Source organism: Schleiferilactobacillus perolens DSM 12744 (genome assembly GCF_001435585.1).
Lineage (GTDB): Bacteria > Bacillota > Bacilli > Lactobacillales > Lactobacillaceae > Schleiferilactobacillus > Schleiferilactobacillus perolens.
Window position 1 is genome coordinate 1 of the sequence record NZ_AZEC01000009.1, and the last position, 24,073, is coordinate 24,073.

Annotated in this window: 21 protein-coding genes and 3 tRNA genes; 19 read left to right on the top strand and 5 right to left on the bottom strand. The window is 50.7% G+C overall.

Annotation, left to right across the window (positions count from 1 at the left end):
- The first annotated feature begins 168 nt into the window (after positions 1 to 168).
- From FD09_RS09970 to FD09_RS10060, 19 genes are all read left to right on the top strand, one after another.
- A complete protein-coding gene (locus FD09_RS09970; protein WP_057820945.1) occupies positions 169 to 3,003 on the top strand; it encodes a cation-translocating P-type ATPase in 2,835 nt (944 codons plus the stop codon).
- Entirely contained in the window at positions 3,000 to 3,647 is a 648-nt protein-coding gene (locus FD09_RS09975) for a potassium channel family protein (RefSeq protein ID WP_057820947.1), read from the top strand. The genes FD09_RS09970 and FD09_RS09975 overlap by 4 nt, the downstream gene beginning before the upstream one ends.
- A gap of 15 nt (positions 3,648 to 3,662) precedes the next feature.
- Complete coding sequence (locus tag FD09_RS09980; RefSeq protein ID WP_057820949.1) at positions 3,663 to 4,322, top strand: potassium channel family protein; 660 nt, start codon at positions 3,663 to 3,665, stop codon at positions 4,320 to 4,322.
- Between the two features lie 15 nt (positions 4,323 to 4,337).
- Positions 4,338 to 5,180, top strand: a complete 843-nt coding sequence (locus FD09_RS09985) for a metallophosphoesterase (protein WP_057820951.1) — start codon at positions 4,338 to 4,340, stop codon at positions 5,178 to 5,180.
- A gap of 67 nt (positions 5,181 to 5,247) precedes the next feature.
- Positions 5,248 to 5,328, top strand: a tRNA-Tyr gene (locus tag FD09_RS09990).
- 6 nt (positions 5,329 to 5,334) lie between these two features.
- Positions 5,335 to 5,406 (top strand) — tRNA-Gln (locus FD09_RS09995).
- A gap of 190 nt (positions 5,407 to 5,596) precedes the next feature.
- Positions 5,597 to 6,064, top strand: a complete 468-nt coding sequence (locus tag FD09_RS10000) for a DUF2798 domain-containing protein (RefSeq protein WP_057820953.1) — start codon at positions 5,597 to 5,599, stop codon at positions 6,062 to 6,064.
- A gap of 86 nt (positions 6,065 to 6,150) precedes the next feature.
- Positions 6,151 to 8,112 (top strand): S9 family peptidase, encoded by a 1,962-nt coding sequence (locus FD09_RS16740; RefSeq protein ID WP_157053765.1) that lies wholly within the window; start codon positions 6,151 to 6,153, stop codon positions 8,110 to 8,112.
- A gap of 186 nt (positions 8,113 to 8,298) precedes the next feature.
- Positions 8,299 to 9,087: a pyrroline-5-carboxylate reductase gene (proC, locus tag FD09_RS10010; RefSeq protein WP_057820956.1), complete on the top strand. Its 789-nt coding sequence runs from the start codon at positions 8,299 to 8,301 to the stop codon at positions 9,085 to 9,087.
- 79 nt (positions 9,088 to 9,166) lie between these two features.
- Entirely contained in the window at positions 9,167 to 10,312 is a 1,146-nt protein-coding gene (nagA, locus tag FD09_RS10015) for an N-acetylglucosamine-6-phosphate deacetylase (protein ID WP_057820958.1), read from the top strand.
- Positions 10,313 to 10,327: 15 nt separating this feature from the next.
- A complete protein-coding gene (locus FD09_RS10020; RefSeq protein ID WP_057820960.1) occupies positions 10,328 to 11,032 on the top strand; it encodes a GntR family transcriptional regulator in 705 nt (234 codons plus the stop codon).
- Positions 11,033 to 11,139: 107 nt separating this feature from the next.
- Positions 11,140 to 11,343: a hypothetical protein gene (locus FD09_RS10025; protein WP_057820961.1), complete on the top strand. Its 204-nt coding sequence runs from the start codon at positions 11,140 to 11,142 to the stop codon at positions 11,341 to 11,343.
- Positions 11,344 to 11,621: 278 nt separating this feature from the next.
- Entirely contained in the window at positions 11,622 to 13,094 is a 1,473-nt protein-coding gene (locus FD09_RS10030; RefSeq protein ID WP_057821133.1) for a nicotinate phosphoribosyltransferase, read from the top strand.
- A gap of 2 nt (positions 13,095 to 13,096) precedes the next feature.
- Entirely contained in the window at positions 13,097 to 13,918 is an 822-nt protein-coding gene (gene nadE, locus FD09_RS10035) for an ammonia-dependent NAD(+) synthetase (protein WP_057820964.1), read from the top strand.
- A gap of 209 nt (positions 13,919 to 14,127) precedes the next feature.
- A complete protein-coding gene (locus tag FD09_RS10040) occupies positions 14,128 to 16,812 on the top strand; it encodes a calcium-translocating P-type ATPase, PMCA-type (RefSeq protein WP_057820966.1) in 2,685 nt (894 codons plus the stop codon).
- 45 nt (positions 16,813 to 16,857) lie between these two features.
- Positions 16,858 to 17,292 (top strand): hypothetical protein, encoded by a 435-nt coding sequence (locus FD09_RS10045; RefSeq protein WP_057820968.1) that lies wholly within the window; start codon positions 16,858 to 16,860, stop codon positions 17,290 to 17,292.
- Positions 17,293 to 17,605: 313 nt separating this feature from the next.
- Complete coding sequence (gene trpX / locus FD09_RS10050; protein WP_057820970.1) at positions 17,606 to 18,604, top strand: tryptophan ABC transporter substrate-binding protein; 999 nt, start codon at positions 17,606 to 17,608, stop codon at positions 18,602 to 18,604.
- On the top strand, positions 18,604 to 19,515 hold the full coding sequence (locus FD09_RS10055) for an ABC transporter permease (protein ID WP_057820972.1): 912 nt from the start codon (positions 18,604 to 18,606) through the stop codon (positions 19,513 to 19,515). The genes trpX and FD09_RS10055 overlap by 1 nt, the downstream gene beginning before the upstream one ends.
- Positions 19,508 to 20,263 (top strand): ABC transporter ATP-binding protein, encoded by a 756-nt coding sequence (locus FD09_RS10060; protein ID WP_057820974.1) that lies wholly within the window; start codon positions 19,508 to 19,510, stop codon positions 20,261 to 20,263. Before FD09_RS10055 ends, FD09_RS10060 begins: the two co-directional genes overlap by 8 nt.
- Before the next feature lie 82 nt (positions 20,264 to 20,345).
- Here FD09_RS10060 and FD09_RS10065 read toward each other — a convergent pair whose 3' ends face one another.
- From FD09_RS10065 to FD09_RS10085, 5 genes are all read right to left on the bottom strand, one after another.
- Complete coding sequence (locus FD09_RS10065; protein WP_057820976.1) at positions 20,346 to 21,569, bottom strand: ABC transporter permease; 1,224 nt, start codon at positions 21,567 to 21,569, stop codon at positions 20,346 to 20,348.
- A complete protein-coding gene (locus tag FD09_RS10070) occupies positions 21,566 to 22,279 on the bottom strand; it encodes an ABC transporter ATP-binding protein (RefSeq protein WP_057821135.1) in 714 nt (237 codons plus the stop codon). The genes FD09_RS10065 and FD09_RS10070 overlap by 4 nt, the downstream gene beginning before the upstream one ends.
- Before the next feature lie 2 nt (positions 22,280 to 22,281).
- A complete protein-coding gene (locus FD09_RS10075) occupies positions 22,282 to 23,145 on the bottom strand; it encodes an efflux RND transporter periplasmic adaptor subunit (RefSeq protein WP_057820978.1) in 864 nt (287 codons plus the stop codon).
- Positions 23,146 to 23,302: 157 nt separating this feature from the next.
- Positions 23,303 to 23,387, bottom strand: a tRNA-Leu gene (locus tag FD09_RS10080).
- Positions 23,388 to 23,448: 61 nt separating this feature from the next.
- Positions 23,449 to 23,943: a SprT family protein gene (locus tag FD09_RS10085; RefSeq protein WP_235812263.1), complete on the bottom strand. Its 495-nt coding sequence runs from the start codon at positions 23,941 to 23,943 to the stop codon at positions 23,449 to 23,451.
- Between the last annotated feature and the right edge of the window lie 130 nt (positions 23,944 to 24,073).

Genomic DNA, 24,073 nt, shown 5'->3' on the forward strand with positions numbered 1-24,073 from the left:
GTCTAACAATTATGGGGCACTTCAGCCAAAATGCGGGTCTTTTTTCATCTCTCAATAACATCAGGACTCTCCCAACAATGCCACTTTCCTCCCGTCATTCTGGTGTCCTTTCACGCTGCCAAATGTGATACACTGGCGATGTAACCATATAGGAAAGGTGGATGTTTCGTGCCTGATAAAACGAATGCGACTGATGTTAAAACGACAGACGATCTGGCGTTTTTGACACCAGGCGAAGTCTTTGATCGTGTGGACTCCAAGCCCCAGGGCCTGAGTAGTACCGAGGCTGAACAAAGACAAACAAAGTACGGCAAAAATCAAATTGAAGGTAAGAAAGGCGAACCCCTTTGGATTAAGTTCTTAAAGAACTTCATCAGCACCATGGCGATCTTGCTTTGGGCTGGCGGTGCCGTGGCATTCTTCTCTGGCACACCTGAATTAGGGATCGCCATTTGGTTGGTCAACATCATTAATGGGTTGTTCAGTTTCTTCCAGGAAAGCAAGGCCAGTAAAGCGACCGATGCTTTGAAGAAGATGCTGCCGACCTATTCTCGGGTGATCCGGGACGGCACCGAGCAACAGATCAACGCCATTGATTTGGTACCCGGCGACGTGATGTTAGTGGAAGAAGGGGACCGAATTTCTGCGGATGCCCGGTTGCTGGAGATGACCGACTTGCAGGTCAACCAGTCAGCGCTAACTGGTGAATCGAACCCGGTACGCAAGAGCCCTGATCAAATCGTGGACAAAGACCTTTCTCGCTTTGAGTTGAAGAACATGATCTTCGCCGGGACCACGGTATCCAGTGGTAACGGTAAAGCAGTCGTTTCCGCTATTGGAATGCAGACTGAATTCGGGAAAATCGCTAATTTGACCCAGGGAATGAAGGAAGAAAAGAGTCCGCTGGAGAAGGAACTGGACAAGTTGACTAAGCAAGTATCGATTATTGCCGTCAGCATTGGGGTCCTGTTCTTCTTTGGTGCGTGGTTGTTTGTCCAACAGCCGGTTGCTTCCGCTTTTATCTTCTCTCTGGGGATGATCGTGGCATTTATTCCAGAAGGTTTGCTCCCGACGGTCACGCTGTCACTGGCCATGGCCGTGCAGCGGATGGCGAAGGAACACGCCTTGATGAAGTCCTTGAACGCTGTGGAAACGCTGGGTTCAACGTCGGTTATCTGTTCGGATAAGACGGGGACATTGACCCAGAACGAAATGACGGTTAACCATGTGTGGCTGCCTGGTGGTGAGTATTTGGTCAATGGCCAAGGGTATGCACCTAAGGGCGATGTGACGCTGAATGGTAAGACTGTGACTTTCCGGGACTCCAGCGACTTGGAGTTGACTCTTTCGGCGGCGACGCTCTGTTCGAATGCCCGGATTTTACCGCCGGACGATGAACATCCCCGCTACACGGTCTTAGGTGATCCTACCGAAGCCTGTTTAGGCGTGGCGGCGCAGAAGGCTAAGATTGATATTGATCAATTGATCAAAGACGATCCCCGGATTCGGGAACTGCCTTTTGATTCCAATCGTAAACGGATGACTACCATTCATAATGTCAAAACACCGATTGATGGCAACAAGCGGATCGCTTTTGTGAAAGGCGCGCCGAAAGAAACTGTTGAACTGTGTGCGACGACCCGGGAAAATGGCCAAGTGCGACCGTTAACGGATGATGATCGTAAAAAGATTATGGCAGCTAACGACGATTATGCTCGCAAAGGCTTGCGGGTGTTGGCCGTTGCTTATCGGCCACTGGATCACGCTGATGGTATTCCGAAGTCAATGACCCAATATACGCCTGAAATTATTGAAAAAGATATGATCTTCTTGGGTCTGTGCGTCATGGCTGATCCGCCCCGGGTGGAAGTCGCTGCGGCAGTCAAAAAATGTCGCGAAGCCAATATCCGGATCATCATGATTACCGGGGACTATGGTCTGACTGCCGAAAGTATTGCCAAACGGATCGGAATCGTGGAAGGTGAAAACCCGCGGGTCGTGACCGGTTTTGAATTGGGCAAAATGTCCGACGATGAATTGAAGAAGGCCTTGGCCGACGAAATCATCTTCGCTCGGGTAGCCCCAGAACAGAAGTATCGGGTCGTCACCAACCTGCAAGAGATGGGTAAAGTCGTGGCCGTCACTGGTGACGGGGTCAATGATGCTCCGGCTCTGAAGAAAGCCGATATCGGTGTCGCCATGGGGATTACAGGAACTGATGTGGCTAAAGAGGCCGCTGATATGATCTTGACCGATGATAACTTTGCTTCCATTGTCCATGCCGTGGAAGAAGGGCGGGCGGTCTTTGATAATATCCGTAAATTCTTGACATACATTTTCAACTCCAACATGGCTGAGGCTGTACCGTCAGCGTTCTTCCTCTTTTCTCGCGGATTAATCGCCTTGCCGTTGACCGTGATGCAGATTCTGTCCATTGACTTAGGGACTGATATGCTGCCGGCCTTGGGCTTGGGGACTGAATTACCTGAACCGGGTATCATGGAGCGGCCGCCACGAAAGCATAACGAAAGCCTACTGACCAAGGGTATCGTCGTCAAGGCGTTCTTCTGGTATGGCATGTTGGAAGCTGTTTTGGCTATGGTGGCTTATTTCTACGCCAACTGGAACCACACCGGTTTCATGGGACCGTTAGCCAGTTCCGGCATTATTTACCGGCAGGCGACGACGATGACGCTGGGCGCAATCATTTTCAGTCAGATTGGGAACGCCTTGAATGGACGAACCAACCGCGAGTCAATCTTTAAGGTGGGTATTTTTAAGAACAAACTGGTCAACATCGGGATTGTTTTCGAGATGTGCTTGTTCGCCGTCTTGTCCTATACGCCGTTCTTACAAGGCTTGTTCAATACTGCCCCGCTGGCACCAACGGACTGGATCTATTTGGTCTGCTGCCCGTTCATCGTGGTGGGGATCGAAGAAACGCGGAAAGCGTGGTTGCGGCATCGTGATCGCGAACATGGAAAAGGAGGAGAATTAGCATGAAGATCATCATTGTAGGGTGCGGTCGGTTAGGCTCCGGCTTAGCCACCACCCTGGCGGACGAAGGCAATACGATCACCGTCGTTTGTTCCGAAGAAAAGAAGTTTCGGCGGTTGCCGGCTGATTTCAAGGGGACCAAGATCTTAGGCATCGAATTCGATAAAGACATCCTGGAAAAGGCTGGCATTGAGCGGGCGGATAGTCTGATTTCCTGTACAGAAAGCGATGAGACCAACGCCTTGGTGGCCCGAATTGCCCGGAATTATTACCGGGTACCGCGGGTCATTGCCCGGTTGTACGACTCCCGGAAGGTGGATCTGTACAACGCGCTGGGCATTCAAATTATTGCCACGACGCGTTGGGGGATTGCTCGCGCCAAGGAACTATTGACGTTCTCCCATTTGGAAAATGTGATGAGTATCGGCAACACACCGGTGGAAATCGTTCGGATCACGGTGTCCAGCATGATGGCTGGCCAATCAATTCGGGATTTATTCCCAGTGACTGAAGTGCAGCCAGTGGCGATCTCCCGGGGAAACCAGTCGTTCATTCCGACCCGGACCACGACCCTAGAAGCGGGGGATATTTTGTACCTGTCCGCACTCGGGGATACGTTGGAACAAGTGAAACGAACACTGGACCTGTAAGGAGGGAGAAACGTTATGCGTACAATTATTGTGGGCGGCGGCCAAGTTGGTTCATACGTTGCCCGGATTTTGATTGATGCCGGGCGCGATGTCCGGGTCGTGGAATACCGTGAGAAACCGTTACAGGCATTGAAGACCGAGTTGCCGCCAGAAGTGGTCATCAATGGTGATGGTGCTGATCCCAAGGTGCTCGAACAAGCCGGGATCAACGACGCGGATGTGGTCGCTGCAGTGACTGGGGCCGATGAAATCAACTTGGTGTGTTCCACCATTGCTAAGTTTGAATTCGGCGTCGACAAGGTCATTGCCCGGATCAACAATCCTAAGAACACTTGGTTATTTACTGAGGAAATGGGTGTTGATGTGCGGGTTTCCCAAGCCTATTTGATTGCCAATGTGATTACGGATCAGATCGACTTCTCCAACTTGACGACCTTGATGCGTTTGAACCGCGGAAATAATGCCATTGTGCAAATCACTGTGGGCGATGGGGCCAAAGCCGATGGGATCAAATTGAAGGATCTCACCTTGCCAGAAGGGACAATCGTGATCAATGTCCGTCGCGGTGAGGCCAACTTGGTACCCGGTGCCGAAACTGTCATTACGAAGGGCGATTCGGTCTTGGTTTACACGAAGACCACCAACGAGGAAGAAATTAACAGCATCTTCCGGTAGAAAGCAGGCGATGGGATGCGGGTAGCGTTTAGTACCGATGTGCACTACGACGTGAACCACCTCGATGCCCGAACTTATTTTTCCCAGCAAAAAGAGTATTTGGTCCAGCACGATATCGGTGTGTACGTAATTGGCGGGGATATTTTCAATAATTTTCAGGAAACTGTCCGCTACGTGCACGATTTCCAGGCTTATCTGGGCGATGAGGTCCGTTTGTATTTTATTGCCGGCAACCACGATATGGTCAAGAATGTCACATATTCGGAGTTGGAGACTCTTCAGGATCCGGCCTATCTGCATCATCGGGTGGTTTCTTTACCGGGCACCGATTATACGCTAGTGGGTAATAACGGTTGGTACGATTATTCGTTGGCGCCAGCGGAGCTGGATAAGACGGCGAAAGATTTCAATCGCTGGAAAAAAGCGTTTTGGATTGATTCCGCCATTGATTCACCACTCAGTGATGCCGACCGGATGGCCCGGGTCTTGGACCAAGTACGGATGGATTTGCACACGGTGGCCGCGCAAGGAAAAAAAGCGTTGTTTGTGACGCATTTTGTCCCGCGGCGGGATTTCCTGATTTACGCCGCTGACCGGCCCTATTGGAATATGGCCACCGCATTGATGGGCAGCAGTCACTTGGGTGATTTATTGGCAGCATCCCCCGTCGTGGATACCGTGGTGTTTGGTCATTTACATCACCGCGATGCGCCGCTGATGATTGGTGATCAGCTTTATTTACACACCCCTCTAGGGTATGGGCTAAAGCGGGCTTGGGAATGGCAGACATCAGATTTTATGACTGAATGGCGCCACACGTTGATGATTCGGGACTTATCTGAAAAATCTGCGTCATAAGCTTGCAATGGTTCCTGATTTTCGGTATTATATTTATCGTTGATTGCGTAAGCATCGGCGATGATATGGAGGAGTAGCGAAGAGGCTAAACGCGGCGGACTGTAAATCCGCTCCTTCGGGTTCAAAGGTTCGAATCCTTTCTCCTCCACTTCATTGGGATATAGCCAAGCGGTAAGGCAACAGGTTTTGATCCTGTCGTGCGCTGGTTCGAATCCAGCTATCCCAATAAGAGAGCACGCAGCAAATCGATTAGGTCACCTAAAATAAGTGCCCCGGATGTGAATCACATCCGGGGTCTTATTTTATAGTGGCCTGGTTTGCAGAACTCGTTTAAGTTGGATCGCAGATTCTGCCGATACAAATTCGTTGACCTGCCTTGGATAGCCGGTATACTGACGGCAGAAGGCGGGAGTGGAATGATTAATAAGCAGCGGTTCGTGTTTACTTTATCCATGAGCTTCGGTATGGCGACGATAATGAGTTTGCTGGGGAATGTCTTAGCCAAAGGATGGAACGCGGTGACGTTGACCAGTTGGTTTATTTGGTGGCTGCCCACCGTCACCATTGCTTTCACCTACAGTTGGTTTGTGGCGGCCAAAATCACCAATTTCTTAGTGGCCAAGGCGACTAAGAAACTGACGTCACCCACGGCGGTGTCTCGCCGCGCTGCAGGTGTCCGCAGCCGGATGATGCTATTACTCATGTATTCAGTCATGTCGACATTTGGCCTGCTGATCGGTGGCGCGTTCCAACACGTCCCATTCATGGCGTTACTCTGGATCTGGGCACGTTCATTGATCATCGCCATCATTGTTCGAGGACTGGTGGTTAAACCGTTGTCTTCATTTATTGTCGCGCATTTTTTCACCCCCAAGCAGGACTGAATCACTTGATTTGGTCTTTTTGTTTTGCCTCCCTTAGACCAATTCATGGTAGAATATTTTTATGACGTGATTGGAGTGTGGTGTACATGACTGAACCAGTACAAGCAAAAGATTTATTCGCAATCAAGACATTATCGCAACCCCAGGTGACGGACCATACCGTCTACTTTTTGGAAAACCGGGTGGATGAAGCCAGCAATACGTATCAGGCTGTCTTAAAGGGCTTAGACATGCGTAATCGGCACCAAACCGAGTTTGGTATCCCCGGTCAAAGTATCACCAAGTTTGCCTTGGCCCCCGATGAGACGGCGTTGCTTTACCTAGCGGCGGATAAGCAGAAAAAGGCCCAGATTTACATTCAACCATTAGCTGGCGGTTCGCCGTATGCCTTGACGGACTTACCGGATGGCGTGGACGACGCAGCGTGGAGCGGGGATAGTCAAGGGGTTTTCTTCACCAATACCAGCTATCCTAAGAAGACCCCGACCAAACTGCCCCAACCCAAGACCATTAGCCGTCTGCCTTTCTTAATGAACGGTCAAGGTGTGTTGCGTGAGGATGGCACCCATCATCTGCAATATCTGCCGATTACCGGCAAAATGCCTAAGACGTTGATTAGTCGGCCGGATGATTTCGGCTTGGACGCTGTCGACCCGTCTGGCCGGTTTCTGGCGCTGAGTGCCAGTCCCGATCCGTTTAATCCCAAAGATTTCCGTACTGGCACGTACTTATTTGAGATTGCCACCCAAAACCTCACCTGGATCACGGAGAGCCAGGAGCATGGGGAGTTTATTGCAGCAGATTTTAGTGAAGATGGTACCGGCCTGCTGCTGTGGGGTTCAGATAATCATCAGCCGAATATTGCTGAGAACCATATTTGGTATTACGACATTATGGAAAAGACCCTCACGGATACCGCAGTGGATCATCAGCTCGAAGAGGGTCCTGGTGAAGTGGCGGCGGATACGCAGCAAAAACTGTCCGGTCGCTGGGCGCAATACGTCACGGCCGATTATTTCCTTACCCAAGGGTTCAGTCATGGGCGGGTATCGCTTTATCAGGCCTCCACAGACGGCGAGCTCACCGAAGCGGTGGGCGGCGATCGCCACATCACCGATTACTTCGTCGGTGCGGATCAGCACACTGTGGTATATACGTATTCTGATTTCCAGACACCCAGCTGCTTAGCAGTTTATGATTTGATCACAGAGGATGAAAAGGACCTGTACAACCCGAATACGAGTTGGGAAAATCATCATGAATTGAGCGGTGCGGATGAGTTCACGTTCCAATCCGACGATGATGTGACGGTCGAGGGCTGGTATATGAAACCGACTGGCCAAGCGGCAGAAAAATCTCATCCGGCCATTCTTTATATTCACGGTGGTCCGTTGGCGGCTTATGGCTACACCTTTTTCCACGAAATGCAGGTGCTGACAAGTGCCGGTTACGGAGTCATTTTGATCAATCCCCGGGGCAGTCTGAGCTATGGTGAGGACTACGCTGCGGGTGTGATCGGGGCTTATGGTCAAGGCGACTATCGCGACTTGATGAACGGGCTGGACGAAGTGTTGAAGCAGGATAAGCACATTGATCCGAAGAAACTGTATGTTTGCGGCGGCAGTTACGGCGGCTTCATGACGAACTGGATCGAAACCCACACAGACCGCTTCGCTGCAGCGGTGACGATGCGTTCCATTTCTAACTGGGTCAGCATGTATGGCAACAGCGATATTGGCTACTTCTTCAACGCCTGGGAACTGCAGGGCAAGTGGTATGCGCCGATTGATTTGGACACATACTGGAAATTCTCCCCACTGGCGTATGTGGATCAGGCAAAAACACCAATTTTGATTTTGCACGGTGAGGAAGATCACCGTTGTCCGATTGGCCAAGGAGAAGAGTTCTACACCAGCTTGAAGTTGCATGACGTGGAAACGGAGTTTGTCCGCTACCCTGGTTCCAACCACGAGTTATCCCGTTCAGGTTTCCCCAATTTGCGAATCGACCGGATGACCAGAATTATGGACTGGTTTGGTAAGCACTAAACTTGGTAAGCATAAAATTGTGAATCACGATGGATATAGTGCCAATGCGGAGCAATCGGAGGTGGCAGGGGGCTCAAAGCGCCGTCACCACGTTCCAGCCCCCTGTCACCGGAGATTGCGTAGCTTTGGCACGGCTCGTTAGAACTATTCTTTGGGCCAACTCCAAATAGAAAGCAGGAAAATCGTTTGGTTAAAATTGGATTTATCGGCAGCGGCCACATGGTGACCGCAGAAATTATCGGGACATTGCATGCAGGCGTACCTGCGGACGATTTATTTGTCACTAGCCATACTCCCGCTCACTACCAGGCTGTCGCAAAACAATATGGCATTCACGGCGTGGCTAGTAATGCGGAAGTATTGCAGCAGGCGGACATCGTCGTTTTGGCGACGCCACCGGCGACGGCAGAACCGATTTTGAATAGTCTCGCAAATCAGTGGCGAGCAGGGCAGATCTTGGTCTCCGTCATTGGCAATGTCTCTGTGGCTGATTTGGTGCGTTTCAGCAAGACGCCGACACTACCCGTCGTGCGCTTGCTGCCAAACGTTAATGTCGCCACAGGCAGCGGCATGACGGCCTATGCGGTGAGTGATCAAGTTCATGATGCTGAGTTGGCCCAAGTCATGGACTGGCAAAAATCATTGGGTGAAATGATGGCCTTGCCAGAAGATCTGTTCAGCGCTTTCGTGGGTTTGGCTGGTTCTTCGCCGGCTTTTATCTTCGTGGCCATCGATATGTTGGCACGAATGGGTGTGAAGTACGGTATCCCGATGAAAGATGCCCGCAAAATTGCCGCTCAGGTCTTCAAGGGCAGTGCTGACCAGGTTTTGGCCACTGGTACGAATCCTTGGGACCTGGCAGACGCGGTATCTTCACCCGGCGGCAGCACTGTTCGGGGCATGGTCGCGTTAGAAAGTTCTGGCTTCTTCGCCGGCTTGGCAGATGCTGTCAAGGCTACTGTGGAAAAGGATTAGCTTTTTCGGTCTATACCAGTTATGATAAGAAAGAATTAGCAACTTGTGCTAATATACATTCGATGAAGGGGAATTCTTGATGTCTGTAAAAGTTTTGAAACACGCTGCAATCTATACCGGAGAGGAATTTATCGCAGACGGTTACGTCCGTTTTGATGAACACGTTCTGGCGGTTGGGCCTGTCAACGAATACCATGCTCAGGCTGGTGATGAAGTGATCGACGCCGGGGGCCAAATTCTGGTGCCGGGCTTCATCGATGTCCATAGTCACGGCGGCTACGGTTTTGATGCGATGGATGGTGATCCAGACCAAATCAGTACCATGGCGACAAAAATGATGCGTAACGAAGGTGTGACCACACTTTTTGCCACGACAATGACTCAATCCACTGAGAATATTGATCACGCCATGCGTGGTGTCGCCCAAGCGGCGGAGCACAATCCGATTATTCAAGGTGTGCATCTGGAAGGTCCATTCATTTCCGCAATCTTTAAGGGGGCCCAACCAGAAGAATACATCAAGAACCCCAACGTCGAATTATTGGCCCAGTGGAATAAGCTTTCTGGCAACCGGGTGAAGTTAATCACCTATGCGCCGGAAGATCCTGGTTCTCAAGACTTTGAGGACTATTGCTTAAGTCATGGTATCGTGCCGTCCGTTGGTCACAGTAATGCGACCCGGGAACAGATGCTGCACAGCAAGGCGACCCACGTCACTCATTTATACAATGCGCAACGGGAATTCAAGCACCGCGAACCCGGTGTGACGGGTCATGCCATGTTGGAAGACAACATGTATGCCGAATTGATCTGTGACGGGTTCCATATCGTGCCGGATATGATCCGGTTAGCAGTGGAGCAAAAGGGCTTTAACCGCATTGAACTGGTGACCGACTCCATGCGGGCCAAGGGCATGCCCGAGGGTGAAAGCGAACTGGGCGGTCAAAAAGTTTTCGTCAAAGATAAACAAGCACGTTTAAGTGACGGTACGTTGGCCGGATCTGTTCTGCAGTTCAAGGACGCCTTTGTCAATGTCATGAAGTTCACCGGTGCTTCCATAGCGGATGCTGTGCAAATGGCCAGTGTCAATCAGGCGGTGGAATTCGGTTTGGACAGTAAAGGGACGATTGCACCAGGTAAAGATGCCGATATGAATCTGTTTGATCGGACTTTACAATTACAAAAGACTTTTAGCTTCGGCAAGGAATACACACCCGAAGTATAGTGGGGAGAAATCAACATGGAATCACCAGTGTACATTCAGATTCACAATCAGTTAAAGCGCGATATTGAAAGCGGCAAATGGCATGTGGGCGATCGGATTCCCGCTGAACGGGATTTGGCTTTGCAGTTTAGCGTCTCCCGGATGACATTGCGCCAGGCTATCCAAACTTTGGTGGACGAGGGAATTTTAGAACGGCGGGTTGGTTCAGGCACGTATGTGGCGAATCAAAAGGTTCAAGAAGTCGTTTCCGGTGTCACCAGTTTTACCGATATTATGCGGCGCCAGGGCAAAAAACCGTCCAGCAAGACAATTTCTTACCACTTCGCGACACCGTCCCTGAGTGAAATTGAGAAGCTGCACTTGTCCGGCGATAGTCCAGAAGTGTTGCGGATGGAACGGATCCGGTTTGCGGACGGCACTCCCATCAGCTTTGAAGTGGCTTCGATTCCCGCAGACATTGTGCAGGGATTAACCAAATCAGAAGTAACCGATTCTTTCTATCACGCGTTGGAAACCAAGGGCGGCTATAATATTGGCGGCGCCCAACAGACCGTGTCTGCAGATACGGCATCAGAACGCATTGCCGAATACTTGGATATCAAGCGTGGCGAGGCCATTTTGAAGCTGCGCCAAATCACTTTCCTCCAAGATGGCCAACCATTCGAATATGTGCGGACCCAATATGCCGGGGAACGGTTCGAATTCTATTTAGAACGTTAATTTTCTCTCTTTCACTGGTCAATCATTTGACAATCCGCCGCGCTCTTTGTTAACGTGAAGTTAGTTACAAAGTATGGTTACTGTCGAATCCTTTGGAGGAGATTTGTATGAACAGAAAGAAAGACCCTGACCCGCCGCCGGCCACCGCTCAAACTTGGCTGACTACCTGTGTCATTGGCGGTGTATTGATCGGGTTGTTGTTAGGCTTGGCCTTACATGACTGGGCCATGGGCATGCTAATCGGCGCTACAGTTGGCAGCGGCGGCGGACTAGCACTAGCAGATGCTGCCAAACAGCGAAAGCAAATATAACATTCCAAGCCCAGGCTAATTGCCTGGGCTTTTTCTGTCCCCACACACCGATGTGGTAAAATATATTCATTGTTTAAACCTGCAAAGTTTGATTTTGTGAGAAGTCAGAATGTAGGTGGATCTAGTGCCAATGCGGAGCAAGCGTAGGTGGCCTGGGGCTCAGCCGTCACAGCGTTCCAGCCCCAGGCCACCGAAGCTTGCGCAGCTTTGGCACGGCCAGTGACGACTGTTTACAAAATTGACTGAAAAGAAAAATGAGGAATAAAAATTTGGACACGATGTTTCACTACCCGGACGACAGCCTAGCGCTGCACACGGATTTGTACGAAATCAACATGATGCTCACCTATTGGGAAAAGAAAATCGATGACCGCCATGCGATCTTCGAACTCTATTACCGCACCAATCCCTTCGGTAGCGGCTATGCGGTGTTTGCCGGCCTCGAACGGATCGTCAACTATCTAAACAGCCTGCAGTTCACCGACAGTGACATTGCCTACCTGCAAAAAGTGGAAGATTACCCCGACGGCTTTCTCCAATACTTGAAGGAAATGCAGCTGTCGTTAACGATTCGGGCCCCTCGGGAAGGGGAGGTCGTTTTTGCCAACGAACCGTTAGTCCAGGTTGAAGGCCCACTGGCCCAATGCCAATTGGTGGAAACGGCATTGTTGAATATTGTCAATTATCAGACACTAGTCGCCACCAAGGCCTCCCGGATCAAGCTGGCTGTGGGTGATGACCCGTTACTGGAGTTCGGCGCCCGCCGTGCTCAGGAATTGGACGCTGCCCTTTGGGGCACCCGAGCGGCCTATATTGCCGGCTTTGATGCCACTAGTAATGTGCGTGCTGGCAAGCTATTTGACATTCCCATTAGCGGCACCCATGCCCATTCCCTGGTGCAAACGTATCGGAACGATTATCAAGCCTTCAAGGCTTACGCCGAGACCCACCGCGACTGTGTTTTCCTGGTGGATACCTACGACACGATCCGTAGTGGCGTGCCCAGTGCCATTCGGGTTGCCAAAGAAATGGGCGACAAGATCAATTTCCAGGGCGTTCGGATTGATTCTGGCGACATGGCGTATTTGTCTAAACGGGTCCGGGAACAATTGGACGATGCCGGATTCCCCAATGCAAAGATTTATGCCAGCAACGATTTGGATGAATATACCATCTTGAATTTAAAGATGCAGGATGCCAAAATCGACGTGTGGGGCGTAGGTACCAAGTTGATCACGGCATTTGACCAACCTGCTCTGGGAGCGGTTTACAAACTAGTTTCCATCCAGGATGCAGCTGGCATCATGCAGGATACCATCAAGCTATCCAACAATGCTGAAAAGGTCTCCACCCCGGGTAAAAAGCAGGTATGGCGGATTACCAATGATGATAAAGACGCCAAGTCAGAAGGGGACGTCATTACCCTTTTCCAGGAAGATCCGCGCCAATTGGATGAGCTGTACATGTTCCATCCGCAATATACGTATATCAACAAGACGGTGAAAAATTTCACGGCCCGCCCATTGCTCCATGAGATCTTCCATGCCGGTGAACAGTCCTATCAACTACCAGCGCTCAACGAAGTGCGCAATTACGCCAGCAAACAACTGACGGCGTTATGGCCGGAATATCGCCGCCATTTGAATCCGCAACAGTATCCGGTTGATTTGTCCCAGCGCCTATGGGATCACAAAATGAACTACATTCATGCGGTGCGCAATGCCGTAGCGAAAATGGGTAAGGAGAACTAGTTATGCGACCATTACAAAAAGAGATCATTGCTTATGAACACACCCAACCGACGATTGACCCAGAGAAAGAAGTGCGCCGGTCTGTCGACTTTTTGAAAGCGTACATGCAGCGCAATCCGGGGTTGACCACTTACGTATTGGGTATCTCTGGCGGTCAGGATTCGACACTGGCCGGTAAGCTCACCGAGATGGCGATGACAGAATTACGGGAAGAAACTGGCAATACGGCGTACCATTTCATCGCTGTTCGCTTGCCTTATGGTGAACAAGCAGATGAGCAAGACGCCATGGATGCCATTGCGTTTATGCAGGCGGATGAAACTTTCCGGGTGAACATTAAACCGGCCGTGGATGAATTAGTGGCTGCGGTGGAGAAGCATGGCTTGACCATTAGTGATTTCAACAAGGGCAATATCAAAGCCCGGGTGCGCATGACCGCCCAATATGCCATTGCGGGCAATCGGGCCGGCGTCGTTGTGGGAACAGACCATGCGGCGGAAAATATCACCGGTTTTTATACCAAGTACGGTGATGGAGCGGCAGATGTGACCCCGTTGTTCCGGTTGGATAAACGCCAAGGTAAGGCACTGCTGGAATTCTTGAACGCGCCTAAACACCTGTACACCAAGGCACCAACCGCTGATCTGGAAGACAACAAGCCTGGTTTACCGGACGAAAAAGCATTAGGTGTGCGTTATGATGACATTGACGACTATTTGGAAGGCCGCGATGTTTCCCCGCAGGCGGCGGAACGCATCGAAGGCTGGTGGCGCAAGACAGAACACAAGCGGCGTTTACCATATACGGTTTTTGATTTGGAATAGTTGTCACAATCCCCCACTTTCTGTATACTTATAGTTAGCAATAAGGGAGTAACAAACGGCCGAGCCGCCGTGACATGATCGTCAGCAAGATATTAAATCCGGTCATGTCTGAAACTGTGAGACTTATGTGCGAGTAATCCCCGCGTGTAGGTCTCTTTTTTTCTTCACCCGGGTGTGTGTGTTCCTAAACAAGAGGAGGAAATTATTAAATGGCAGAACCTGAAGCAAAGAAACAACAGCTTCAAGCAAAGTTTTATAACCAATCCATTGACGATGTGCGTAAAGCCTTAGATACATCGGTTGATGGTCTGACCCCCCAAGATGCTGATCAGCGCTTCCAGGAGTACGGTCCTAATGCTTTAGCTGAAGCTAAACGCAAGTCGATGTTGGCAAAATTCATCGACCAATTCAAAGACTTCATGATCATTGTCTTGCTGATTGCCGCATTAGTTTCCGGCTTTGTCGGGAAGGAATGGGCCGACGCCATTATTATCTTGGCTGTGGTTCTGATCAACGCCGTGATGGGTGTGATTCAGGAATCCAAGGCAGAAGAAGCCATTGATGCCTTACGGGAGATGTCCACCCCCGACGCCCATGTCCGGCGGGGCGGAGAAGTGCTGACGATCAAATCCGAAAACTTGGTCCCTGGGGATGTTGTGCTGCTGGAAGCGGGCGACATTGTCCCGGCGGATCTGCGCTTAACGGATGCTGCTTCCCTTAAAATCGAAGAATCAGCGTTAACCGGTGAATCCGTCCCTGTCGACAAAACCGTGGATACATTGAGCGGCGATGATGTCGGTATTGGGGACCGGACCAATATGGCCTACATGAACGCTAACGTCACTTATGGCCGCGGTGAAGGGGTCGTCGTCGGGACCGGGATGAACACCGAAGTGGGCCGGATCGCGGGCATGATCAACAGTGCTGAAGAGACGTCCACCCCATTACAGGTCAACCTGAACCAACTGGGTAAAATTCTCAGTATCTTAATTATTGTCATTGCGGCTATCATGTTCCTGGTGGGTATCTTCCTGCGGGGCCAAGGGCTGCTGGAAATGCTTTTGATATCCATCTCCTTAGCCGTCGCTGCTATTCCAGAAGGGCTGCCGGCCATCGTCACGATTATTTTGGCGCTGGGTACGCAAAAGATGGCCAAGCGGAATGCGCTGGTCCGTAAATTACCTGCTGTGGAAACTTTGGGCAGCACAGACATCATTGCGTCTGATAAAACGGGGACGTTGACGCAGAACAAAATGACCGTGGAACAAATGTACTATTGGGGTAAATTGCATCCGGCTAGTGATCCAATTGATGACAGCATCAGTGCGTTGGTGGATATGAATCTGGCCAACGATACCAAGATGCAGGGTGACGGCAAGCTGCTGGGCGATCCCACCGAAACGGCCTTAGTGCAATATGGTTTGGACAAAGGCTATGACGTTCGGGTTGCACTGGAAAAGGCGCCCCGGGTTACCGAAGTGCCGTTTGATTCGGAACGGAAATTAATGTCCACGATTCATAAATTAGCCGATGGCCGCTACCTGGTCGCGGTGAAGGGCGCACCGGACCAATTACTGGAACGGGCGACGCAGATTGAAATGGGCCAAGATGACATTCAACCACTGGACGCCGAGAAGAAGCAGGCCGTGCTGGCTGAAAACATGGCCTTGGCCAAACAAGCCATGCGGGTACTGGGAATGGCATACAAGTATATTGATGCCATTCCGGCCACAGTGGATTCGCAAACCGTGGAAAACGATCTGATCTTTTCTGGTTTAGTCGCTATGATCGACCCGGAACGGCCAGAAGCTGCTCAGGCTGTGGCGGAAGCCAAGAGTGCGGGTATTCGGCCAATCATGATCACTGGGGACCACCAAGTCACTGCCGAGGCCATTGCCGGTCGGTTAGGCATTATTCAACCGGGTGACGATGCCGCCGTCTTAACGGGTGCCCAGTTGGACGACATGAGCGACAAGGACTTTGAAAAGAATGTCTCGAAATATTCCGTCTATGCCCGGGTTTCACCGGAGCATAAAGTACGGATCGTAAAAGCTTGGCAAAAACGTGGTAAAGTCGTCGCTATGACTGGGGACGGGGTCAATGATGCCCCAGCCTTGAAATCGGCGGATATTGGGATCGGTATGGGCATCACTGGGACCGAAGTTTCCAAGGGTGCATCTGATATGGTCTTGGCGGACGACAACTTTGCGACCATCGTGGTAGCCGTAGAAGAAGGCCGGAAAGTCTTTGCCAATATCCAAAAGGCCATTCAGTACCTGCTTTCTGCAAACCTCGGTGAAGTGTTGACCCTGTTCATGATGACCATGATGGGCTGGGACGTATTGAAGCCTGTGCAGCTGCTCTGGATCAACTTAGTCACTGATACTTTCCCGGCGATTGCCTTGGGGGTTGAACCCACTGAACCGGGAATCATGAAGCGCAAACCGCGGGGGCGGAATTCTAATTTCTTCTCCGGCGGTGTTGCCAGTTCTGTGATTTATCAAGGGATTCTTGAAGGCGCCTTGACACTTGGTGTTTATCTCTTCGGGATTCTGCATCCTGTGCATACCACCACTGGTGATATCCACGCGGATGCGTTAACGATGGCCTATGCCACTTTAGCTTTAATTCAGTTGTTCCACGCGTTCAATGTGAAATCCATTCACCAGTCACTCTTCAAGGTGGGGGCGTTCCGGAATAAAGCCTTCAACTGGGCGATTCTGGTGTCCACGGTGTTGGTTGCGGTGACCATTGTGGTGCCCGGATTCAATGGCCTCTTCCATGTCCGGGAACTGGACCTGTATCAGTGGCTGACTGTATTATCCGCTGGGGTGGCCATGCTGGTTATTGTGGAAATCGTTAAATTTGTTCAGCGCCGTATGGGTAAACAATAATTGCCCACAGTAATGAACAAGGAAATTAATTAGGAGGTCAAGGTCATGGTAAAGGCACAACAAAAATTTTTACTCTATGCAAAGACCATCAATGATTTGGTGGATGGCATGACATCACTGCAAGAGAAAATGGATCCAGATTTTCAGACAGTGAAAAATGCGATCACTGAAGATGCGGTAAAAGAGATGCCCGAAGACAAGTACATGAAGATCATTGAGAACTTTACTAAGGGAACCGATGGCTATCGCGACTTGCTGGCCACGTTGCAAAAGAGCACTGTGCCGGCCCGCTTAATGGGCAATCACCATTTGTTGATGACCGCCTTCCGAGATTTTATTGCCGGTTGCCAGGCGATGATTGACAGTATGCACGATGATCGTACGATCGACGTGGCGGCTTTTGATGATGCCGAGAAGGCGCAGGATAAGGCCACGGATGAGATCGGCAAGTATCTGGGCCGGGTCAATCAGCTTGTGTAAAAAAGTTTTTCTTAGTGCTTGACTTCACTTGGTGAGCATGGCATACTCAGAAACATAAGAAAACGGAAAGAGAGTGAATCCTATGTTGTTCATCAATGTCACTAAAATGAATAGTTCGTGGCAAAGCCGGCATTGATGGGACGTGCAACATAATACGTCCTGTCGAAAGATACAGGACGTATCGATGCTGGGTTCGCTTTTGGCTGCCGCATGGATGCGTAAAAACATCAATGCGGCTTTTTTATTCCTCTGAATTTTGGCGGGGTCGCATTGAGCGGCGCCGTCTTTTTGAATATTAGGAGGAGAGTTTAGCATGAAGCGTATGTTAGCAATGATTGGCGCGTTACTGGTCTTTCTCGGGGTGGCCTTTTTCACCACCGGGAAACAGGTGACTCCCAAAGCCAAGATTCCTACGGTGGGAATTTTGCAATTAATGAGTCACCCGGCCTTAGATCAAATTCATAAAGGTATTGTAGCCGGATTAAAAGAATCTGGCTATACCCAGGGGAAAAACTTGAAGATTGTTTTCCGTAACGCGGAAAACGACCAAAGTAATCTAAAGACGATGAGTCAAACGTTGGTGGAACGGGCTGATAGCGATGTGGTGGTTGGTATTGCGACGCCATCGGCCCAGGCTTTGGCAAATACCACCAAGACGACCCCAATCGTGCTTGGCGCGGTGACCGATCCCGTGGGGGCAAAATTAGTGAAAAGCATTACACATCCTGGCGGCAACATTAGCGGGGTGTCTGATCCTGCACCAATCAATAAGCAACTGGCCCTAATTCACGAGTTGATGCCCAAGCTGAAGACCATCGGGGTCATTTCCACTCTGAGTGATGATTCTGCCCAAGCCGATGTCAATCGCTTCACGAAGCTGGTGAAACAATATGGTTGGACCGTGAAGAAGTATAACGTCAGCTCCACTAATGACGTGAATCAGGTCGCTCAAACGATGGTCAACCAAGTGGACGCGGTCTGGGTGCCGACGGACAACACCATTGCCAGTGCGATGCAAACGCTGGTCAACGTCGCAGACACCAAGAACGTGCCCATCTTCCCGACCGTGGATACGATGGTCAAAGATGGCGGATTGGCGACGATGTCGTTGAACCAATTTGATCTAGGTGTTCGGGCGGGGCGGATGGCAGCCAAGGTCTTGAAGGGCACGGCCAAGCTGGCGACAACCCCCATCGACGACAAGACCCGGTCAGATTTGGTCATTAACTTGAAGCAAGCCAAACGGATTGGCTTCACCATTCCGCAAAAGCTGATTGATCAAGCCAAGAAGAACGGAGAGGTGATTCAATAATGAGTATTATCGTATCAGCCATGGGGCAAGGATTATTATGGAGTATTTTAGGCATTGGATTGTTTCTTACGTTCCGGGTCCTGGATTTCCCGGATATGACCGTGGAGGGCAGTTTCCCGCTGGGGGCCTGTGTCAGTGTGGCGGCCATTACCCGCGGTGTGGATCCCGTGCTGAGTCTGCTATTGGCGTTTGGGGCCGGCATGCTGGCGGGTTTAGCGACAGGCCTGCTGTACACCAAGGGCAAGGTGCCGGTACTGCTCGCTGGAATATTGGTGATGACGGCGCTCTATTCGGTCAACCAGCACATTCTGGGCCGGGCCAACCTGTCATTGCTTAACCAGCCGAATTTGTTCAACAACACATTCTTGAAATCATTACCGCCATACTTTGACAGTGTCTTAGTTGGCACTGGCGCCATCATTGTGATTGCAATATTGCTGATGTGGTTCCTGCAAACCAACCTTGGGCAGGCTTTCATTGCCACCGGAGATAACGAGATCATGGCGCAATCACTAGGGATTCATACTGATTTTGAAAAGAATATGGGTCTGATGGTCGCTAATGGTCTGGTTGGCCTGGCCGGCGGTTTGATTGCTCAAAACAATGGATACGCCGATGTGAACCAAGGGATCGGGGTCATCGTCATTGGGCTAGCGGCCATCATCATCGGCGAAGTGGTGTTTGGCGAATTGACGTTGAACCAGCGGTTAGTCGCCACTGTACTCGGTAGTATTTTGTATCGATTCGTCCTGCTAATCGTGCTCGGATTGGGTTTCGGCGATGTCGACTTGAAGCTGATCTCCGCAGTTGTATTGGCCATTATGTTGATGGTGCCGACGGTGGAAGCCAAAGTGCGGTTGCAGCACGCGTTGAAAAAAGGATTAGGGCAAGAGGTGGAAAATCATGAGTGAAGCAGCCGTATCGTTAACTAATGTCAGTGTGACCGTGCATCAACAAAACCAAAGCAAGACGATCTTGCAAAATATGAATCTCACGATTGCGCCCCAAGACTTTATCACTGTGCTAGGGACCAATGGGGCCGGCAAGTCGACGCTGTTCAACGCCATTGCCGGCAACCTGTCCGCCAGCGGTACGATTACATTTGCGGGTAAGAATGTCACGGCGTTGAATGCCATTCAACGGGCCAAGTACATCAGTCGGGTCTTTCAAGACCCCAAGATGGGGACCGCTGGGCGGATGAGTGTGGCAGAAAACTTGGTGTTGGCACAACATCGCGGCGAGCGGCGCACATTGCGCGGCCGCCGGCTGGAAGCCCAGCGGGACCAGTTGAAAGAAGAGACGGCGCAATTCGGCAACGGCTTGGACCAACTGCTGGATAGTCCCACCGAGACCTTGTCCGGTGGACAGCGGCAATCACTGAGCCTGCTGATGGCGGTGCAAAAGGATCCGGCGTTGCTGTTGTTGGACGAGCACACGGCAGCATTGGACCCACACACCAGTGCACAGTTGATGGCTCTGACGGACAAAATCATCAAGGAGCGGAAACTTACTGCGCTGATGATCACCCACCGGATGGATGACGCTTTGCAGTATGGCAATCGGCTCATCGTTCTAGACAATGGTCGGTTGCGGGCGGATTATAACGCTGCGGAAAAGAAGAATCTAAAACGGGAAGATTTGTTAGAGTTCTTTGATTAAATATTTCCCGGGAAATATGGCACAAAAAATAAACGCGGGCAAGAAGGTGAATAGTCACCTTCTTGCCCGCGTTTATGCGTCCTTATTCGTAGCGGAGGGCTTCGATTGGATTGAGCTTAGCAGCTTTGCGGGCGGGGTAGATACCGAAGAAAATACCGACCGCGCTGGCAAAGACGAGGACTAAAACAATGGCTTGCCAGGTGATCGTGGCAGTGATCGCCAGAGCGGCAGCGACTGATTCGGCCACGATGATGCCCAGCATTAAACCGATAATACCGCCAATCAAGGAGAGAATGACCGCTTCAGTTAAGAACTGGATCATAATGTCCCGTGTCGTGGCACCCAGAGCTTTACGGGTACCGATTTCCCGGGTCCGTTCCGTCACGGAGACCAGCATAATATTCATCACACCGATCCCGCCGACAACCAAGGCAATGGCTGCCACGGCGGCAATAAATTCAACGAATAGTGTCAAGACATTATCCACTTGATCCAGCGCCGAAAGATAATTACGGGCTGTATATAACTGCTGACCGACTACATCATGACGGGTTTCAAGCAGACGTACCGTGTTTTGTGAGACAGCCGTGATATCGTTACGCGAACGAGCCTTGATGGTCACATCGGTGATACCGCCTGCATTGATACTGACGAGTTTCATCGTGGAATAGGGGATGGCCACATAAACTGGGAAACTGTTGCGGCGTACTGCACCCTGAAATTTATCGGCAGTGCTCTTGGTGACCCCAATAATCCGGACACTGATGCTGGTGGTACGGCTGCGCAATGTCATCATTTTGCCAACGATATTCGTTTGATTGTTGAATAGAGATTTGGCCCCATCCGCCGAAATTACTGCTACCGGTGCAGATTCATCATAATCCGCCTGAGTAAAGTAACGGCCGGACACCAAACTCGGGTCCATCACGTTACTGGTCCGTTGTAAGTCTGGACTGCCGCCGAAGATCAGCGCCGTCTTTTCATCGCCACTAGCTGCCGCAAAGCCAGAAAGGGTGTAATTCGGAGAAATCGCAGTGACTCGGTCATCGGTGTTTTTGATGGCTTGCAGGTCCTGATCCGTGATTTGTTCATCGTTACTGGCATTGTTGGAGACGCTTAAAGAAACTGTGGTTGCCCCGAGATCATTGAAGGTACCGGTGATGCGGGTCGTTGCCCCGTTCCCGATCGCTAGAATGGCGATGACGGCAGCAATCCCAATGATGTTTCCCAGCATGGTGAGGAAAGAACGCATCTTGTTGGCCCGAATCGCATCCAGCGCCATTTTGAAACTTTCCAGCAAGGTCATGAGGACACCTCCTGGGAAAAGAGTTGGGGTGGGTTGGCGACTGGCTCATCTTTTTGTACAATACCGTCGCGGAAGGACACAATCCGTTTTGCATATTGGGCAATATCGGGCTCGTGGGTGACCATGACGATGGTCGTCCCCGCGGCGTTCAATTCTTGAAATATCCGTACGATTTCCAGTGATGTGTGACTGTCCAAATTTCCCGTGGGTTCATCAGCCATGATGACTGCTGGGCGGTTCACAATGGCCCGAGCAATCGCGACTCGCTGCATTTGCCCACCAGAAATTTCATTGGGTTGATGATCCACTCGATCCCCCAGGCCGACCTGCGTCAAAGCGTCTGCCGCCCGATCTTTTCGCTCACCGCGGCCAATGCCGGCGTAAACCATGGGCAGGGCGACGTTTTCCAGCAACGTCATCCGCGGCATGAGATTGAAGGATTGAAATACGAAACCAATTTCTTTATTGCGCACATGGGCCCGTTGATTTTCGTTCAAATGGGTGACGTCTTGGTTGTTTAAGGTGTAGACACCCGCATCAAAATTATCCAGTAGTCCCATGATGTTCATCATCGTCGATTTGCCGGAACCAGAGGGACCCATGATTGCTAAAAACTCACCCGTGTTAACGGTCAGATTGACATCTTTCAAAACGTGCAGTGTTTCATCTCCGGTGCGGTACGTTTTAACGATGTGGGTCAAACTAATCAGACTCATTTCGCCGTCACCGCACTTCCATTCTTTAGACTCGTGCTGGGGGACAAAATAATCACGTCTCCGGCAGCTAATCCTTCGCTGACAGCGATACGGGTATTCGATTGGAGTCCAGTGGTGATTGATGTCTGGCGAGCTTTGCCCTTAACCACGCGGAATACCAACGGATGATTGTTCCGATCGTAAGTGATCGCTTCTTGGGGAATGGTCAAAGCGTTTTTGGCCGAATCCACGGTAATCGTGACATCAATATCGAATCCCGGGACCAAATTCGTTGGTTGTTTGGTGAAAGTCACCTGGGCCGCCCGGGTCGGGGTGGAAGCGCCAGTGGCACTCGTCGTGGTGGTGGCTGTGGGCGCCACACTGGCCACTTGCCCAGTGTCCGTCTGATTCAAATAAGTTAGCTTCGCCCTTTGTCCCTTTTTCACTTGGGCGGATTCTGATTTTGTCAGAGACAATTGGACTCGTAAGTCGCTCAAATTCGCGATCGTGATGGCGGCCTTGCCCGCAGCAGCACTATTATCAGTTTGACCAGCTTGAATATTCACCGCTGTCACCGTACCCGCTTGGGTCGCTGTGAGATTAGTTGTGCGGTTGTACGTGGCGAGGACCTGTCCCTGGTTCACGGTGTCACCTACTTGGACATTGACGGCCGTGACCACGCCACTGCCGGACAAGTTCGCTTGCTGCGTCGGAATAATCGTCCCCGTGGTCGCTACGGTGGCGGTAATGTTTTGGCGGGCCGCTTTGGCGGTGGTGACAGTCACCGCAGTGTTTCGTCGACCAGCAAAGAAGACACTCCAACCAATTAAGCCAACGACTAATAAACCAACCACGATGGCTGTGATGCGTTTCCAAGTCATTACTTTTGCCCCTTTCGTATACTGTTAGTTTAGTCAACTTTGAGTGTAAGAGCACGCATTTGGCTTATTGTGCGAAGTCTAGAGTTGACCGAAAATAAAAAATCCCATCAAACCGGCTGCGAAAGCTGATCTGATGGGACTAATCTGTATTCTATGATGCGGGCGAGAAGACTCGAACTTCCATGACCAATATTGGTCACAAGATCCTTAATCTTGCGCGTCTGCCATTCCGCCACGCCCGCAAAAAACGTCCTTAAACAGTTTATCACGAAGTAAGAACGCGATTCAAGCCCTTTTTGCTGGTCAGGCGCTAATTTGCGTCATTTTCACCTGCGTACCGACCAACTGTAAATGGTGATGGCACCGGCCGCATACATAACGGCGGGTGTCAATTTTGCGTTGGCGGGGATATTTGGTGTGGCAATTTGGGCATTCATAGAGATAATTCACTGTTTTGTCCGCCCGGGGCGGCATTGGCGGGGCAAATCGACTGCCGCCACTAGCCGCTAAATACTGTTTGAAGTCCGCATCTTTGTGTTGATACCCACGTTTTTGCAAATGCAGATGGTAATGGCATAACTCATGTTTGATCACACCCAGCAGTTCCGCTGCGCCGTAATACTGCAATAGGCGGGGGTTGATTTCAATATCGTGATCACGCAACCGGTAGCGGCCGCCGGTCGTGCGTAACCGCCGATTAAAGACAGCTTGGTGCAAAAAAGGGCGGTGGAAGGTATGGAGTGAAACTTCCTGCACCAACGCCGTCAGTTCTTGGTCTGTTTGGGGTAATTGCACCACAGTGAAACCCGCTTTCTGTCTTAATAATAGGGCTTATTTTAACAATTTATTAAACACTCCGCAACGAATTGCAACTGATGCTAGATTTCTAATGTGTTCGCGCATCATCTGTCCAGAGGCGCATGATTGA

Coding starts and splice junctions, on each gene's coding strand:
- FD09_RS09975 (WP_057820947.1), top strand. CDS start 3,000: ATGAAGATCATCATTGTAGGGTGCGGTCGGTTAGGCTCCGGCTTAGCC.
- FD09_RS09980 (WP_057820949.1), top strand. CDS start 3,663: ATGCGTACAATTATTGTGGGCGGCGGCCAAGTTGGTTCATACGTTGCC.
- FD09_RS09985 (WP_057820951.1), top strand. CDS start 4,338: ATGCGGGTAGCGTTTAGTACCGATGTGCACTACGACGTGAACCACCTC.
- FD09_RS10000 (WP_057820953.1), top strand. CDS start 5,597: ATGATTAATAAGCAGCGGTTCGTGTTTACTTTATCCATGAGCTTCGGT.
- FD09_RS16740 (WP_157053765.1), top strand. CDS start 6,151: ATGACTGAACCAGTACAAGCAAAAGATTTATTCGCAATCAAGACATTA.
- nagA (WP_057820958.1), top strand. CDS start 9,167: ATGTCTGTAAAAGTTTTGAAACACGCTGCAATCTATACCGGAGAGGAA.
- FD09_RS10020 (WP_057820960.1), top strand. CDS start 10,328: ATGGAATCACCAGTGTACATTCAGATTCACAATCAGTTAAAGCGCGAT.
- FD09_RS10025 (WP_057820961.1), top strand. CDS start 11,140: ATGAACAGAAAGAAAGACCCTGACCCGCCGCCGGCCACCGCTCAAACT.
- FD09_RS10030 (WP_057821133.1), top strand. CDS start 11,622: ATGTTTCACTACCCGGACGACAGCCTAGCGCTGCACACGGATTTGTAC.
- nadE (WP_057820964.1), top strand. CDS start 13,097: ATGCGACCATTACAAAAAGAGATCATTGCTTATGAACACACCCAACCG.
- FD09_RS10040 (WP_057820966.1), top strand. CDS start 14,128: ATGGCAGAACCTGAAGCAAAGAAACAACAGCTTCAAGCAAAGTTTTAT.
- FD09_RS10045 (WP_057820968.1), top strand. CDS start 16,858: ATGGTAAAGGCACAACAAAAATTTTTACTCTATGCAAAGACCATCAAT.
- trpX (WP_057820970.1), top strand. CDS start 17,606: ATGAAGCGTATGTTAGCAATGATTGGCGCGTTACTGGTCTTTCTCGGG.
- FD09_RS10055 (WP_057820972.1), top strand. CDS start 18,604: ATGAGTATTATCGTATCAGCCATGGGGCAAGGATTATTATGGAGTATT.
- FD09_RS10060 (WP_057820974.1), top strand. CDS start 19,508: ATGAGTGAAGCAGCCGTATCGTTAACTAATGTCAGTGTGACCGTGCAT.
- FD09_RS10065 (WP_057820976.1), bottom strand. CDS start 21,569: ATGACCTTGCTGGAAAGTTTCAAAATGGCGCTGGATGCGATTCGGGCC.
- FD09_RS10075 (WP_057820978.1), bottom strand. CDS start 23,145: ATGACTTGGAAACGCATCACAGCCATCGTGGTTGGTTTATTAGTCGTT.